This window comes from Streptomyces cinerochromogenes (assembly GCF_014648635.1).
Classification (GTDB): domain Bacteria; phylum Actinomycetota; class Actinomycetes; order Streptomycetales; family Streptomycetaceae; genus Streptomyces; species Streptomyces cinerochromogenes.
This window is the reverse complement of sequence record NZ_BMRM01000014.1, coordinates 83,836-97,378: the sequence shown is the minus strand read 5'-3', so window position 1 is coordinate 97,378 and position 13,543 is coordinate 83,836. Positions and strand designations below refer to the sequence as shown.

The following is a 13,543-nucleotide window of genomic DNA, read 5'->3' as shown; positions in this document are numbered from 1 at the left end:
GCCGGCTCCCCACCGTCGCGGCACGGCCCGTACGACCGTGCCCCCCGGCTTTCCGATGCTCCGCATCCACGATCCGTCCTGACTCCGGAGAGGCTTCTCCATGCCCCGCGCGTCAACCCGCGTCACCTTCACGGTCCTCGCGACCGGTGCCGGCGTGTTCTCCATGCTGCAGTCGCTGATCGCACCGGCCCTGCCGACCGTCCAGCACGCCCTGCACACCTCCCAGTCCACCGCGACCTGGGTGATGACGGCCTATCTGCTGTCCGCCTCGGTCTTCACCCCGATCCTCGGCCGGGTCGGCGACCTCGTCGGCAAGAAGCGCACCCTCGTCGCCGTCCTGCTGGCCGTCCTCGCGGGCTGCCTCATCGCCGCGCTCGCCCCGGACATCGGCGTGCTCATCGTCGCCCGGGTCGTCCAGGGCGTCGGTGGCGCCCTGTTCCCGCTCTCCTTCGGCATCATCCGGGACGAGTTCGCCCCGGGCGAGGTCAGCGGGAGCATCAGCAACCTCTCCGCCGTGATCGCCGCCGGCGGCGGGGTCGGCATGGTGGCCGCCGGGCCGATCGTGTCCGCGCTCGACTACCGCTGGCTGTTCTGGATCCCGGTGGCCATCGTCGCCGCGACGGTGCTGATCGCCCTGCGCTACGTCCCCGAGTCGCCCAGGAGGGCCGACGGCAAGGTCGGTTGGGGCGGCGCGCTGCTGCTGTCCGGCTGGCTGGTGGCCCTGCTGCTGCCGCTGAGCCAGGCCGGGCAGTGGGGCTGGGGCTCGGCGAGGGTGCTCGGCCTGTTCGCCGCAGCCGTCGTCCTGTTCGCGGTGTGGCTGACGGCCGAGGCCCGCTCGCGCACCCCGCTCATCGACCTGCGCGTGCTGCGGCTGCCCGCGGTGTGGACGACCAACGCGGCGGCCCTGCTGTTCGGCGCCGGCATGTACTCGATCTGGTCCTTCCTGCCCGGTTTCGTCCAGACGCCGTCCGCGGCCGGCTACGGCTTCGGCGCCAGCGTCACCGCCTCCGGCCTGCTCATGCTGCCGATGCTGGTCGCGATGTTCCTCTCCGGCGTGCTGTCGGGCCGCTTGGAGCCGCGCGTCGGCGCCAAGGCGCTGCTCACCACGGGTGCAGCCCTCGGCGCGCTGGCCTGCGGCTTCCTCACGCTGTGGCATGACGCGCAGTGGCAGATAGCGGTCGTGGCCGGTCTCTTCGGCCTCGGTATCGGACTCGCCTTCGCCTCGATGGCCAACCTCATCGTGGGCAGCGTCCCGGTGGAGCAGACGGGCGCGGCGACCGGCATGAACGCCAACATCCGCACCATCGGCGGCTCGATCGGCGCCGCGCTCACCAGCGTCCTCGTCACCGGCCGGCTCCAGCCCTCGGGCCTGCCGTACGGCTCCGGCTACACGCACGGCTGGGCCCTGCTCGCCCTCCTCTGCCTCGCCGCGGCCGGCGCCGCCCTCCTGGTCCCCGTCCGCCGCACCCCCCACCCCGCCACCACGGCCCCCGCACCGGCCCCGACACGGGCACCCGCCCAGGTGCGGTAGTGTTGACCTGCGCGATCACGCGGAACACCCCGCGTGAGACCGCAACGGGACGTGGCGCAGCTTGGTAGCGCACTTGACTGGGGGTCAAGGGGTCGCAGGTTCAAATCCTGTCGTCCCGACGGGAGCTTGCTCCATCGTCGCAGGTGAGGGCCCTGCTTCACACTAGTGAGGCAGGGCCCTTGATCATTTCCAGGAGACCTGTGTCACATCTAGTCACAAACCCACCAAATGTCGCTCTGGGTAGCTAGATTTGCACTCGGCGTGCGGGCCCCCTAGAGTGCTTGCTCTAGCGGGCCACGCGAAACGCGCGGTAGCAGCTCTTCTGGTCCACGTCTACGTGGACGGGCCGTCTAAGCCGCTGATGATGGAGATGGAGAAGGAGACAGAAAGCATGACCGCCAGTCATATTCCCGGCTGGGCGGCCAGGTTCCTGTGTTCCTGACCGCTCCAGCCTTGATCACAAAAAGGTTGGAGTAGTAGCTGTGTCGGAACACAACAAAGGGCTGTGGCTTCTCGCGGCGGCACTTGCATCTCTGGCGATCGCCGTCGTGGCCGCGGTGATTTTCAGCGCCACGGGCAAGACGGCCCTTGAATCCTTGTTGTACGGAGGTGGGGCTTTTGCCGCTTCCATGCTGGTCTGTATCGGGGTGATCGGGGTGCTCTAGAGCATAAAAGGCGGCAAGCGCATGAGCGAGTTGGTCAATGTCACCCCAGCAACTCGCTCAGCTTGTCGGAGCCGACCTTGAGGCTCTGCGGGTCGGGATGGACGTACACACGCTTGGTGAAGGACAGGTCGCTGTGCCCGGCCCAGGCCGAGACCACCGTGTCGGGCACGCCGTTGTTCGCCATCCACGACAGGCACGCGTGGCGAGCGTCGTACAGGCGGACGCGACGGACGCTGGCCTCCTCCATCAGCCGGTGGGCAACGCGGCGGAGCTTGTCCGTCTTGAACGGGCGGCCCAGTTCATCAACCACGACATAGCCGCTGTGCTCGTAGGCATCACCTGCTGCGAGACGCTCCTTTTCCTGGAGCGCTCGAAACTCCACCAGCGCTCCGCGCACCGGACTCGGCAGCGGGAGGACCCGCCGACCGTTGTGTGTCTTCGGGTCCTTCTCAACAACGGTGTTACGCGTTCCTCGCGGCCTTTGTCGGTCATAGACGATGGTGCGGGTATTGCCAACCGCGATGGTGCCCGTGCCGGTCAGATCAACGTCCTCAGTCCACCGGGCACCACAGACCTCGGCAGGACGCTCGGCGATAAGCGTGAGGAGCATGACGCCGAAGAGGCGGTCGTGCTTGGTGGCCTCGATGAAGGCCTTGACCTCGGACTCGTTCCACGGGCGACGATCAACCTTTGCCTTTGTCTCTCTGCGCACAGCATCGCGAGGAATCCGCACGTACTCGGCGACATTGCGGGTCACCCACCCGCGGCGAACAGCAAGCGTGAGCGCGGAGCGCAACCGGCCCAGTGTCAGTCGGACCGAGCGGACAGAAAGCCCCGTACCCGGCTTTCCCCCGCGTTGGCGTCCCCGGGTCAGCATCCAATCGACAAACGCTTCAACATCCTCCTCGGTGAGCTGCTGCACTCCCTTGTCTCCAAGGAACAGCCGGACCGGACGGATGACATTGTCATAGTTGGAGGCCGTTGCCTGCTCGACGCCTCGTGTCGCAGTGGCGAGCCAAATATCCAACAGCTCATCAACCGTGAGCTTGCTCGGCACAACGAATGAACCAGTCGCCGTCTGATGACGGATGCGGGCGAGTTCGTTCAGCGCCTCTTTCTTCGTGTCGAACGTCCGGCGGATCTGCCGGCGACTGCCGTCAGGCTTCCGGGGACCATCAACGATGAAGCGGTACCGAATAGCACCTGACTTGAGTATCACCTTGGTAATCGCACTACTCATGGAGCAGCACCTTGATCTTTAGCAAATCCCCCCTCAGACTGAGATCTGCTTTGCCTCCCTTCGATTCACCGAAAACCGCTGACGTGGCATATATGGACGGGCTGTCCGAACAAACACCCTGCTGTGAGCTATATGAGGGTTGGTATCTACCGCCAGGACTGGCCTACGCCTGTTCTAGATACGCAATGAGTGAAGCGGTGATGACCCGGTACCGCTTCCCAAAAGCGACGACCCGAAAAGGGGCATTGCCCCGCTTGATCAACTCGTAAAGGTGGGACTTAGAGATACCCACAGCGGCGGCTGCATCGGCAACAGCAACGGTTGCGGCCCAGGAACGAATTTCAGAAAGCGTCGGATGGTGATCAGCGTCCAAGCGCTCATCCTCCTCGGCGAGAGAACCTCCGGGAGCGGAAGCGAGTGGAAGACGATGCTCCGCTCCCTACAAGGATATGCGCTCACCCCCTCGCCGCAGAAGAAGCCGAGCGAGGAAAGTCAAACCCCTCCTCACGCTCCCCTCGCCTACCGGCCGAGAAGCTGCTGGCGAATCAACGCCCACCATGAGCGAGTCGCATCACCTTGAGCCGGCCCAGTCTGATGCGCTGACTCCTTCGTGTAGTCACGGACGTGGAAGTCTCGTTCAACACCCGCCTCCACGGCCTCTATGAAACGCTCCTGCGCTTCTTGCGCACTCACGCCTGGTACGCGGTAGACCCGAATGATCGTGTACTGCATGGTCGATCACACCTCCTTTCTGCCGCGAGAGCTTCCTCGCGACCCGCACACCGCACACATGGGGCACTGGCGCGTCAACGACCGAAGCCACCGCAGTGGGGCCCGCAAAGCGGGAAGTCTTGACGCGGCTGTGGAAGCCATGTGCCACCCTGCGGAATCAGCGAGGAAGCAGAAGAACCGGAAATCCTCCCAGCACCATCGGTGCTCGTTCTGTATCCGGCGATACCGGATCAGTCAATCCGCGTGAGCGGTCTCCTGCTGGCCGGCGGAAGGAAGGTCTGGAAGGAATGCCGCCGCGCCAGCCACTGTGTCCCCCTTTGGGGGTGGCCTCGGAGCCTGCACACCCGAAGGGCTCATGGGTATCCATGTGTGCAGGTGGAGAGGACGGGGGGAGTCAGCCACGCGACCGACCGCAGGAAGGCCCCGATTCCATCCTCGCCGCGTGGCTGACTCCCCCCGTCTCGGAACCCTTCGATCCCGGCTCCAAGCTGGGCCTTTCCTTCCAGCTTCCTCGCCCGGCGGGCGTACCGCATGTACCGGATCAAGACGTACCGGCTGTTGTACCGGCCTGAACCGGTACGACACCCGGCCGGGTACAAAACGTACTCGTTCATGATTCGCCCACACTATCGAGCACCATCGGTACTCGAAATCTGGCCCCGAACCGTCGCATCGCACCCCGGTGCTCAGGACACCAGCGAGTACAAGTTGTATTCACAAACTAGCCTCGCGCCGTTTTTGGTACGACAAAGAAACCCCCTTAGATCCCCCTCGAAGGCTCCCTATTCCCCGTTCGCTTCGTTCTCTCGTTTCTCTTCGCATCCCTATCGACGCTGACGCGTCGCTTTTCAAAAAGGACATGCGTCAGCAACTCGTCGATGAGGTAACTCAGATCACCTGGGGTTGATCCCCAGCGTCCTAGTTCGATCCAGTATTTAATGGATCGACCACGTTGCTTCAGTCACTCGGTCACTCGCTCACGGCCAGCTAGTCCATCTTTAATCGCAAACCCCGGTTGAGCGGGGGAGACGGCGGCTGCTGTGTCTGCTCCAGTTATGAGTCTGGCAAATAGAAAGACGTCTGAATAGTCCCGCCGCTACGATGCCACGTGCCAACGATCGATACATCGATGCGTCGACGCATCGTTCGGGCGAACGACCGTTCGGGCGTTCGGGTGTAAGGAAGACTGCTACTTATTCACCGGGTGGTCCTTGAGGTAGTGGTCAATGGCGTCTCGAACCATGGCGGACATACTGCCAATCTTGCCAGCCATCTTTTCTGCATAAGCCAATCGGCGAAGATCATCCATCTGATCTTCGTAGACCTCGAAGGAGTTGCGGGTAACAATCCGGCGTGTAAATGACCGTTCGGGCGAACGACCGTTCGGGCGTTCGTGCGCATCGGAGGTTACAACAGGGACTGAATTCTTATCGGAGGACGCGGGCTTCTGGGAAAAGAAGACAGAGCCTTCGAGTTCGTTAGTGATCGTACTGGTGTCAAGCTTCTTGGTCATAGATTGAACAACTCGGCAATCAACTTGTTGTAGGCAAACGCCGCCGGCGACTTAGGGCTGAACGAAAAGATGTCACGCTTCTGGAAATGGGCATCTCGCAGGTCGGTGTTGCGTGGAATGACCGTATTGAGCACCGAGCTGGTATAGGTCTGGCGCAATATCTGCAGGGACGTCTTGCTGTTGACGGTCGGGTCGCTCATCGTGAAAAGAAAGCCCGCGAGCTCCAAAAACGGGTTGAAAAGCTCACGTACTTCCTTGATGGTCTTGCTGATCTGAACGATCGAGTCGAGTTCAAAATAGCCAGGGGCTACAACAACGAGGACCTTATCGGCCGCGGTAAACGCGTTGATTGTCAACCAAGAGAGAGTCGGCGGGCAATCGATAAAAACGTAATCGTAGCTGCCCTTGAGGGCATCGAGCTCGCGTTTGAGACGTTCCTCGCGATGATCGATCGCTGTAGTCAGTTCGACATCGGTAGTAGACAGGAGGATGTGCGAGGGTACGATCGCTAGATTCAAGACGTTGGTTTGATGAACCGGCAGGGGACTGCGGTTAAGGATTGTCGCGATGACTGTTTGGTTCTTCTCGATCCTGGGGTAATCGGGCAGCAGTACCTTGCTGCTATTGGCTTGTGAGTCAATGTCGATGAGGAGCACGCGCTTGCCCTTGTATGCAAGGCCTGCGGCGAGCGAGATGGCTGATGATGTTTTTCCGACCCCTCCTTTCTGAGAGGCAATTGCGATGACCATAGACAAGTTAAACCCACCAAAGTCCTGGACAGGTTCGCTTCGGTGGCATTTCTTAAACCTATTGACAGAATAGCGAAAAAACGAACATTCTGTCAATAAGGAATAATAGACATAGAAAAGAGGCCGGGTCCCCTCTATGGGGAGCACCAGCCTCTTTGCCAGCCTCAGTGTGGGATCAACACGGTCGGACGGCAGTCCCGAACAGGGTGCCGATGTGTCCTTGAGTGGGAGCATCGATCACCTTCACGCCCGCTCGCTGAAAGCCGGACTGCAACAGCAGGTTCCTCCACTTCCGCGGGGTGTAGCTGTACCGGTACGTGTAGACAGGCCGTCCAGCGAACCCGCCCTTGTACATCCCCTGCGGGCCGTAGGCGCCCGGGATGGCCGGCGGCTGGGAGAAGGCGAAGACGCCTCCCGGGTTCAGTCGGGACAGGACTCGGGGGAAGAGCTGCGTCGGATCGGCGAACCAGGCACAGCCGAAGATCGAGTAGATGGCGTCGTACGTCTCGTTGCTGGTTGTGAGGAACGTCAGCACCTCGCCCTGGTTGAAGACCGCCCCTGTGTCGGACCACCTATCGGTGATCTTCTTGACCATGACGGGGGAGAGGTCAAGCCCATGGGCTACCACGCCCCGCTGTGCCAGGAAAGCAACGGCCCGGCCGGTGCCGCAGCCGAGCTCCAGCGTTTTCTTCGGCTCGCCGAGGACCTCGGGTCCAGGGCCGTGGCCCTTGTACTGGGTCCAGTTGAACACCGGCTCGGCGGCGGGCTCAAAGGCCGATTCCGCGTAGGTGTCCCAGACCTCGGTCTCGATGGCGTAGTCATGGTGAGCAGACACAGGGCGTTCCTTGTCCTGGGTAACGGGGGAGCCCCCGCCCTCGGGGAGCTTCTCTGAGGGCAGGGGCGATGGTGCCAGGGGTCGGTGCGGTCAGTGGGAGTCGGGGACCTTGTCGTCGCACGGACCGCAGTCGGAGGCGTCGACCTCCCACAGTTCACGGTCGATGGCGAAGCCGTTCTGTCGGATGATCTCGGCCGTTCGCATCACGATGCCGTCGCGCCGGCGCTGGATCAGCGGTGCGTGGTGCTTGTACCGACCGCCGTTGTACCGCTCACAGATGGCGAAGTACACCGGGGTGTCGAGGATGATCTGGTGGACGCCCTGATCGACCTCGAAGCCCGGCCCCATGTCGTTGCCCGGCTTCTCCATGGCGGTGATCAGATAGGCGACGCCCTGGCCCAGAATGCGCTCCGCCAGGCTTCGCACGCGCACGGTGTCACGCATGAGGAGCTGCACCTCGCGCTCCCACAGGCCGATGCCAGGGTCGGGGATCAGGTGAGGATTGGCCTCTCCGATCTCGTCGAGGATCATCTTGGGATCCCGGACCTTCGTGGTCTGGGGAGCCTCAAGCAGTACGGTCATGGTGTGCCCTCTCTTCGTCGTGTCGTGAGGGTGCGGAACCCACCCGGCTGGCCGACTGCCTAGGAAGTACAGCCGGGTGGGAACTAACCCCGTTCGTCTCCGTCGGGGGAGGCAGAGACGAGACGGGAGCTTGTACGGGATGTGCATCCCGTTGTCGGTTGTAGTCGCGTACGAAGCTGCGCATATAGGTGCAGCAGCTGACGCAGGCATGGACGGGGGCTGCCATGCCATCTGCTTCAACCGGGCCTATGAAGACGACCATGTCGTAGTGGCGGCCGAGGGCGCACCAGCCCCAACTCAAAGGCCTTCGTGGTCGACTGGTCATGTCGGCTTCACGATCGCGTAGTCCTCGACGGGAAGTGCAGCTCTCACGGCGCGGCGATCCCGTGTCTGTTCGTGTAGGCGCAGAGCAGGGCCCTGGCGAACACCGCGGCATCGTGCATGTAGTTGAACGCCTCATGGGCCTGCGAACGGCTCGTCGGCCGGCTGCTCAAGGCCACGTGCCGGTCCACCATGCCAAGGAGCTGCAACACGTCCTGGTCCTCGTCCTCACCGAGGTACTGACCCCTGAGCAGGTTCAAGAACCCGGTCAGCTGGCCCACTCTCGTGTCGATGTCCGCGCGCTTGGAGGTGCCCAGGCTCATCCCAAGAGCGAGGTCAACGGTTGCGGAGATCGTCTTCACGTCGATGGGCAAGCACGAGGCTTCGGCCTCCGACATCGCCCGTTCGTCAGTCACGCTGCCCACCACGTATCTCCCCTCGGTGCCGCCTGGGCGGGTTGGGTTCGATGACGAACGTAGGGCGGCCGACTGCCAAGTCCCAAGCAGATTGCGCGAGTTTGCAGCAAGCCGATTGACGGGCCCGAACAGCCTCGCGACGATCGTGTCGTCGCGCAATCCGGCGCAAGGCAGCGGACGGGAGAGCAACCATGAAGCTACGGTTCCTTGGGAAGAACTCCACCCCGGGAGACAGTCCCACCCTGTACGCCAGCGACCAGGGCACCTACGTCATTCAAGGCTGGAAGGTGTATGCGAACGAACTCCTCATGCAGCTCGATGTGCCGGAAGAACAGACCGTCATCGAGGTACCGCCCGAGCTGTTCGAACACCTGACGAAGGATGGCCACCCGTCCGGTCACATCCGCACGTTCGCCGATCCGATCAAGCTCGTCACCGAGCAGGGAACATGCGTCCTGCAAGGCCCGCAGATGCACGACCTAGAAGCCCTGGGCCAGATGCGCATGCCCGAATATGAGACCTGCATCGAGGTCCCCAAGTCCTCGATCACGGCCCTCCTGGAGGAAGACAGCAGTGGATCTGATCACTCCGGCGCAGCGTGACGAGCTGTTCAACCAGTTCGAACGGGATGCCTTCCACCTAGAGTTGCGAGACGACTACGGCTCCCCCATCGAGGACACCCCGTACGTCCGATGGAAGCGGGGCGAGCCTGACGACTACGCCTGGCTCAACGACTGGACGACGCTGATGAAGCGCGTCACGAGAGAAGACAAGACAGTACGTCGCGTTCGTGTCGTCACCCAGCCGCACAGCCAATACGTCACGTGGGAACACTCGCTCACACACCTCAACATTGAGATGGGCGAGGACATCCGGTGGCTTCCGCGGCCCCTGCTGCCCGAGGGCATCACCTTCCCCCTGAACGGGAACGACTGGTGGCTCTACGACGACCGGCTCCTCGCTGTGGGGCACTTCGATCCCGAGGGACGAGTGCTGGGGTCAGAGATCGTGGAAGACCCCGACATCGTGGCCGAGTGCATCTATCTGCGCGACCTGCTCTGGAGTCTCGCCATCCCTCACGCCGAGTACAAGCCCTGACCCATCAGTGAGCAACCAAGCACAAGAAGCACGAGAGGCGCTGGGTGCCCGGCTCCGCGGGTTCCGCAAGGATGCGGGATTCACAAGCGGCCGGGCATTCGCGCTGGCCACCGGATGGCAGGAGTCCAAGGTTTCCCGGATCGAGAACGGGAAGCAGAACGCTTCCGAGGACGACATCCGGGTCTGGTGCACCAAGACCAACAGGCCTGAGCAGATCGACGACCTGATCGCCACAGTGCGCCACATCGACGAGCTGTGGCTTGAGTGGCGCCGGCAGCTGGCGACGGGGGCGGAGAAGCGGCAGCAGGCCGCGATGCCGATCTACGCCAAGACCAAGGTCTTTCGTATCTGGCACCCGACGCTCGTGTGGGGGACGCTGCAGACTGCGGAGTACGCCGCGGAGACCTTCAATCAGGTTCGCGATTACTACCAGATCCCCGATGACACTGAGGCCGCCACGGCCAAGCGGCTGGAACGGCAGCAGTACCTGTACCAAGGCGATCGCATCTTCAACGTGTTGCTTGCTGAACAGGCGCTGTACAGCAACTTCGGCGGCCCAGAGGTGATGAAGGGACAGCTCGACCGACTGCTGGCCGTCATGCGGCTCGCCCGACTAAGCCTGGGCATCGTGCCAAGATCTGCGCCCCTGCGCATCTGGCCCGGAAACTCGTTCTCCATGTTTGATGACAAGCTCGTCCTCGTTGAGACGTACTCAGCCGAGTTCTCGGTGACACAGCCCCGAGAGATCGAGCTGTACATGAAGGCCTTCGCCCTGTTGCAGCAGTCAGCGGTCTATGGGACCGCTGTCCGAGACCTCATCTTCACCGCGATCCATCACTTCGACCGCATGGCAACCGACTAGGAGGCGATCAGCTTGACCGAGCCCAACTGGCGAACGAGCAGCTACACGAAGTCTGACAGCTGTGTGGAAGTGGCCGACAGCAACCCGCAGCGGGTTATGATCAGGGACACGAAAGACCGGGGCAGGGGAGTCCTGGGCGTGCGGCCGGCTACCTGGACACACTTCGTTACGTTCACCAAAGACTTGCCACCTAACTGAGTGGAACACCCTTTTCTTGCATCGTGATACGAAAAAGGGCACCCAGTGGTATGTGTAAGGCCGCCGGCCTCGTTCTAACGAGTCGCTAGAACACATACATAGGTGCCCGAAAGGAAAGAAGAGAATCATCTGGTTCCATAATGAGGGCCGCACGGCGCTCACCAGATATACCCTCCTCAACTCTCAATCAAAACGGTGGCTCCGTCCACTCGTCCGCCGCGGTACGTAGTAGCAGAACCACCGTCTCGGCGGTCGTGTCTGGATCGTCGTTCCACGAACCTAGATCCGTGATTCCGCGATTCCAGGCCAGCCAGTCACAAAAATAGTTCCTGGTCTCGACGAGCTCCCCAAGCCCCACCGAGTCAACACGGAATGTTTCGAAGCGCTGCACCTTGCCCCAGATGGCACGCTCCATCGCGCCCTCAATAGAGACAGGCGCACACGTTACTGCATCATCAATGAGCTGCTCCCAGGTCACACCCTGCGACCGACGGAGCCGTGGGTAGGCAAAGGCCGAACCCTTATTGTGTCCATCGCGCTCGATGATGTCTGCTGACTTGCGCAAAATCTCGGCAGGTGTCATCACAAACCCCATTCCTGATTGAGTACAAAAGGACAGGGTTTGCTTATACACCAGGGCTATAAGCCGATTCAGTAAGGTAGATGACAAAAGACGATCCAGAACGCGTTCACCGCCGGCGCTGAGGCTAGAACAACGGGAACAGCTCAACTACAGGACTACCGAGGGTCGTTGAGCGCTTTGTCAGCCTCGACGACCCGTCGAGGAACTTCTATTGTGCGACATGGCACGGCAGAGGCCTTGAGCTCTATGGGCTATTCCCTTCCTTCCTTTGCCGTCATGCTGCCGCGGTCTCCCTGCGCGTCAAGGGCTTCGCAAGCCGCCTCCGTACCTCCGCCGGCCCTTGACCCGAGAGGAGAGCCCGCACGAGACCGTCAATTAAGGGAGGAAAGGAAAGTTTTGGTACATAAGGTACTTTGTGGATGATCGTTGATCTCTGGTCCTACGTAGCGCCACGAACAGGGCGCGCTGGGTAGCATCATGGGGTTGGGTCAGCGATGGAGCTGACAGGGGTAGATGAGGGGCGGGCAACGTGACGTCCATGCGAGCGCAGCGGATTCATCCAGCGGCGTACGGCGCTCTGACCGAGGCTCTGGCGACGGTCTACTGGTACAAGCAGGACTTGGCCAAGTTCCTGCGCCTTCGGTCGACTGGACACCCCGAGCTCATCGCCGGGCTTGACTTCGATGCCTACAAGCGGGTCTTCGCCGATGAGTTCGTTGATCGGCTCATGGCGGATGAGGACCGCTACCGCGACCTGACGCTCGCGATCATGCTTGAGATCGCGCAGATGACCGCGTTCCCGAGCCTGAAGCGACAGTCCGACGCTGAGAAGCTACTCGCTCAGGCCACCGAGGCGGTGGCAGACCTTAAGGTGTGGACCGAGCGCCTACAGGGGCTGTTGGCTGAAAAGGCGAAGGTTGAGGCCGAACAGGCACAACAAGAAGAGCGAGAGGCGCATAGGCGAGGGTTCTCTGAGAAGCTGTCAGAGCTGAAGGCGGAGTTTCTACGCCTGGAAACCGAGCCAAACAGGCAGCGAGCTGGTCGCGAGTTCGAAACCTTCCTCAATGGCCTCTTCAGGTTGTTCGACATGCAGCCGCGCCTAGGTTACGAGCTTGACTACGAGCAGATCGATGGCTCCTTCGCCTTCGACACTGATGATTACGTGCTTGAAGCCAAGTGGTGGAAGAAACCTGCCGAGGCCGGCCAGCTGCGAGAGTTTAATGACAAGGTGCGTCGCAAGGGGAAAAACGCTCTCGGGCTGTTTATTAGTGTGAAGGGCTTCACATCGGGGGCACGCGCCGCTTTTCGTGAGGGCACGTCGTTTCTCACCATGGATGGAACGGATCTCTTTTGCGTCCTGGACGATCGTGTGCGGCTGGATGACCTTCTCAGCCGAAAGAAGCGCCACGCGAACGAGACGGGAAACTGCTACTTTCCAGCGCATCTGATGCTCGATGAATAGACTCCTCGCGGCTACTCACCCAGTGAGATGTAGCGCCCCCTGAAGTAGCCCGGTCTGTGTCTCATAAGGAGCGCCGTAAGCTGGCTATCGACTTGCTTCGGCTGCCAGTGCGGGGGAACTCCGATGACGCCAGCGTCGGACTTTCCGCCAGCCAGCGGCTTGAAGTGCTTCACGTTCTGAGTGACGATGATTCTGCTGGCTGTGCGCGCCAGCTCATAAACCGAAGCATCTTTGATTCCGCCTTGACTCAGGTCGTGATCTACGTGCTTGACGTCGAAGTGTTCGTTGAGGCGAGGAAATACACCTCGGGGCGGCATGTTCTCGTCGAGCAGCAGCTTGTGTTTAAAGAATCTTCTGACCATGGAGTGTAGGCGTAATGAGATCGAGCGCCTCGCCGACCGCGCCCTTGAGTGTTGGGATGCTTGGAGTTGGGTACAGCTCGTGGATCTCCTCCAGCGAGTAGCCGTCTCTCAAGCGGTAGAGGATGACCTCAACGGGAATCCGTGTTCCCCGAATGACGAGGTCTCCGCCCATAATATCTGGATCAGAGTGCAAGTACTTCATATAGCTCCCTGTTTATACCAAATATGGACATAGCAAGTCAATCACCGCTATTGGTCGTTGGTGAGAAGCAGCCTTCAATGCCACGTTCAGCGGCGTAAGTTTGAGAGGTGGTCCCATCGGTCAAGGACGGCTCACGCCAGATGCGCCCAACGACCCCTGGCCTGCGCTTTCTGACTGGTTGTCAGTCCCGTG

The 13,543-nt window shown here is 61.5% G+C and carries 18 protein-coding genes and 1 tRNA gene; 8 read left to right on the top strand and 11 right to left on the bottom strand.

Annotation, left to right across the window (positions count from 1 at the left end; translation table 11 throughout):
• Positions 1-100: 100 nt before the first annotated feature.
• From IEZ20_RS25840 to IEZ20_RS25830, 3 genes are all read left to right on the top strand, one after another.
• Positions 101-1,531: an MFS transporter gene (locus IEZ20_RS25840; RefSeq protein ID WP_189302906.1), complete on the top strand. Its 1,431-nt coding sequence runs from the start codon at positions 101-103 to the stop codon at positions 1,529-1,531.
• Between the two features lie 45 nt (positions 1,532-1,576).
• Positions 1,577-1,650 (top strand) — tRNA-Pro (locus tag IEZ20_RS25835).
• 363 nt (positions 1,651-2,013) lie between these two features.
• Positions 2,014-2,196, top strand: a complete 183-nt coding sequence (locus IEZ20_RS25830; protein ID WP_189302904.1) for a hypothetical protein — start codon at positions 2,014-2,016, stop codon at positions 2,194-2,196.
• A 40-nt stretch (positions 2,197-2,236) separates the two neighbouring features.
• Here IEZ20_RS25830 and IEZ20_RS25825 read toward each other — a convergent pair whose 3' ends face one another.
• From IEZ20_RS25825 to IEZ20_RS25790, 8 genes are all read right to left on the bottom strand, one after another.
• Positions 2,237-3,436 (bottom strand): site-specific integrase, encoded by a 1,200-nt coding sequence (locus IEZ20_RS25825; protein ID WP_189302902.1) that lies wholly within the window; start codon positions 3,434-3,436, stop codon positions 2,237-2,239.
• 163 nt (positions 3,437-3,599) lie between these two features.
• Positions 3,600-3,809: a helix-turn-helix domain-containing protein gene (locus IEZ20_RS40470; protein ID WP_189302900.1), complete on the bottom strand. Its 210-nt coding sequence runs from the start codon at positions 3,807-3,809 to the stop codon at positions 3,600-3,602.
• A 146-nt stretch (positions 3,810-3,955) separates the two neighbouring features.
• The gene (locus IEZ20_RS25815) at positions 3,956-4,168 is read right to left on the bottom strand and encodes a hypothetical protein (protein WP_189302898.1); all 213 of its coding nucleotides are present in this window, start codon (positions 4,166-4,168) and stop codon (positions 3,956-3,958) included.
• A gap of 1,189 nt (positions 4,169-5,357) precedes the next feature.
• Positions 5,358-5,681 (bottom strand): hypothetical protein, encoded by a 324-nt coding sequence (locus tag IEZ20_RS25810; RefSeq protein ID WP_189302896.1) that lies wholly within the window; start codon positions 5,679-5,681, stop codon positions 5,358-5,360.
• Complete coding sequence (locus IEZ20_RS25805; protein ID WP_189302894.1) at positions 5,678-6,430, bottom strand: ParA family protein; 753 nt, start codon at positions 6,428-6,430, stop codon at positions 5,678-5,680. Before IEZ20_RS25805 ends, IEZ20_RS25810 begins: the two co-directional genes overlap by 4 nt.
• Positions 6,431-6,605: 175 nt before the next feature.
• Positions 6,606-7,265, bottom strand: a complete 660-nt coding sequence (locus IEZ20_RS25800) for a class I SAM-dependent DNA methyltransferase (protein WP_189302892.1) — start codon at positions 7,263-7,265, stop codon at positions 6,606-6,608.
• Positions 7,266-7,355: 90 nt separating this feature from the next.
• The gene (locus IEZ20_RS25795) at positions 7,356-7,847 is read right to left on the bottom strand and encodes a hypothetical protein (protein WP_189302890.1); all 492 of its coding nucleotides are present in this window, start codon (positions 7,845-7,847) and stop codon (positions 7,356-7,358) included.
• A gap of 368 nt (positions 7,848-8,215) precedes the next feature.
• On the bottom strand, positions 8,216-8,593 hold the full coding sequence (locus IEZ20_RS25790; protein ID WP_189302877.1) for a hypothetical protein: 378 nt from the start codon (positions 8,591-8,593) through the stop codon (positions 8,216-8,218).
• Between the two features lie 182 nt (positions 8,594-8,775).
• Here IEZ20_RS25790 and IEZ20_RS25785 point away from each other — a divergent pair, with 182 nt between their 5' ends.
• From IEZ20_RS25785 to IEZ20_RS25770, 4 genes are read left to right on the top strand one after another with little or no spacing between them, the layout of a single operon-like run.
• Entirely contained in the window at positions 8,776-9,186 is a 411-nt protein-coding gene (locus IEZ20_RS25785; protein WP_189302875.1) for a hypothetical protein, read from the top strand.
• On the top strand, positions 9,158-9,682 hold the full coding sequence (locus IEZ20_RS25780) for a DUF6879 family protein (protein WP_189302873.1): 525 nt from the start codon (positions 9,158-9,160) through the stop codon (positions 9,680-9,682). Before IEZ20_RS25785 ends, IEZ20_RS25780 begins: the two co-directional genes overlap by 29 nt.
• 7 nt (positions 9,683-9,689) lie before the next feature.
• Positions 9,690-10,544: a helix-turn-helix domain-containing protein gene (locus tag IEZ20_RS25775; protein ID WP_189302871.1), complete on the top strand. Its 855-nt coding sequence runs from the start codon at positions 9,690-9,692 to the stop codon at positions 10,542-10,544.
• Between the two features lie 12 nt (positions 10,545-10,556).
• Complete coding sequence (locus IEZ20_RS25770; RefSeq protein WP_308434693.1) at positions 10,557-10,742, top strand: DUF397 domain-containing protein; 186 nt, start codon at positions 10,557-10,559, stop codon at positions 10,740-10,742.
• Positions 10,743-10,929: 187 nt separating this feature from the next.
• Here the strand turns inward: IEZ20_RS25770 and IEZ20_RS25765 are convergent, their stop codons facing one another.
• The gene (locus IEZ20_RS25765; protein WP_189302869.1) at positions 10,930-11,325 is read right to left on the bottom strand and encodes a DUF6197 family protein; all 396 of its coding nucleotides are present in this window, start codon (positions 11,323-11,325) and stop codon (positions 10,930-10,932) included.
• Between the two features lie 538 nt (positions 11,326-11,863).
• Between IEZ20_RS25765 and IEZ20_RS25760 the strand changes: the two genes are divergently transcribed.
• A complete protein-coding gene (locus tag IEZ20_RS25760; RefSeq protein ID WP_189303212.1) occupies positions 11,864-12,787 on the top strand; it encodes a restriction endonuclease in 924 nt (307 codons plus the stop codon).
• 11 nt (positions 12,788-12,798) lie between these two features.
• Here IEZ20_RS25760 and IEZ20_RS25755 read toward each other — a convergent pair whose 3' ends face one another.
• Together IEZ20_RS25755 and IEZ20_RS25750 are read right to left on the bottom strand one after the other, a co-directional pair.
• The gene (locus tag IEZ20_RS25755) at positions 12,799-13,149 is read right to left on the bottom strand and encodes a DUF5615 family PIN-like protein (protein WP_189302867.1); all 351 of its coding nucleotides are present in this window, start codon (positions 13,147-13,149) and stop codon (positions 12,799-12,801) included.
• Positions 13,130-13,351: a DUF433 domain-containing protein gene (locus IEZ20_RS25750; protein WP_189302865.1), complete on the bottom strand. Its 222-nt coding sequence runs from the start codon at positions 13,349-13,351 to the stop codon at positions 13,130-13,132. The genes IEZ20_RS25755 and IEZ20_RS25750 overlap by 20 nt, the downstream gene beginning before the upstream one ends.
• Between the last annotated feature and the right edge of the window lie 192 nt (positions 13,352-13,543).

Coding starts and splice junctions, on each gene's coding strand:
- IEZ20_RS25795 (WP_189302890.1), bottom strand. CDS start 7,847: ATGACCGTACTGCTTGAGGCTCCCCAGACCACGAAGGTCCGGGATCCC.
- IEZ20_RS25765 (WP_189302869.1), bottom strand. CDS start 11,325: ATGACACCTGCCGAGATTTTGCGCAAGTCAGCAGACATCATCGAGCGC.
- IEZ20_RS25840 (WP_189302906.1), top strand. CDS start 101: ATGCCCCGCGCGTCAACCCGCGTCACCTTCACGGTCCTCGCGACCGGT.
- IEZ20_RS25750 (WP_189302865.1), bottom strand. CDS start 13,351: ATGAAGTACTTGCACTCTGATCCAGATATTATGGGCGGAGACCTCGTC.
- IEZ20_RS25810 (WP_189302896.1), bottom strand. CDS start 5,681: ATGACCAAGAAGCTTGACACCAGTACGATCACTAACGAACTCGAAGGC.
- IEZ20_RS25825 (WP_189302902.1), bottom strand. CDS start 3,436: ATGAGTAGTGCGATTACCAAGGTGATACTCAAGTCAGGTGCTATTCGG.
- IEZ20_RS25760 (WP_189303212.1), top strand. CDS start 11,864: ATGCGAGCGCAGCGGATTCATCCAGCGGCGTACGGCGCTCTGACCGAG.
- IEZ20_RS25805 (WP_189302894.1), bottom strand. CDS start 6,430: ATGGTCATCGCAATTGCCTCTCAGAAAGGAGGGGTCGGAAAAACATCA.
- IEZ20_RS25785 (WP_189302875.1), top strand. CDS start 8,776: ATGAAGCTACGGTTCCTTGGGAAGAACTCCACCCCGGGAGACAGTCCC.
- IEZ20_RS25755 (WP_189302867.1), bottom strand. CDS start 13,149: ATGGTCAGAAGATTCTTTAAACACAAGCTGCTGCTCGACGAGAACATG.
- IEZ20_RS25815 (WP_189302898.1), bottom strand. CDS start 4,168: ATGCAGTACACGATCATTCGGGTCTACCGCGTACCAGGCGTGAGTGCG.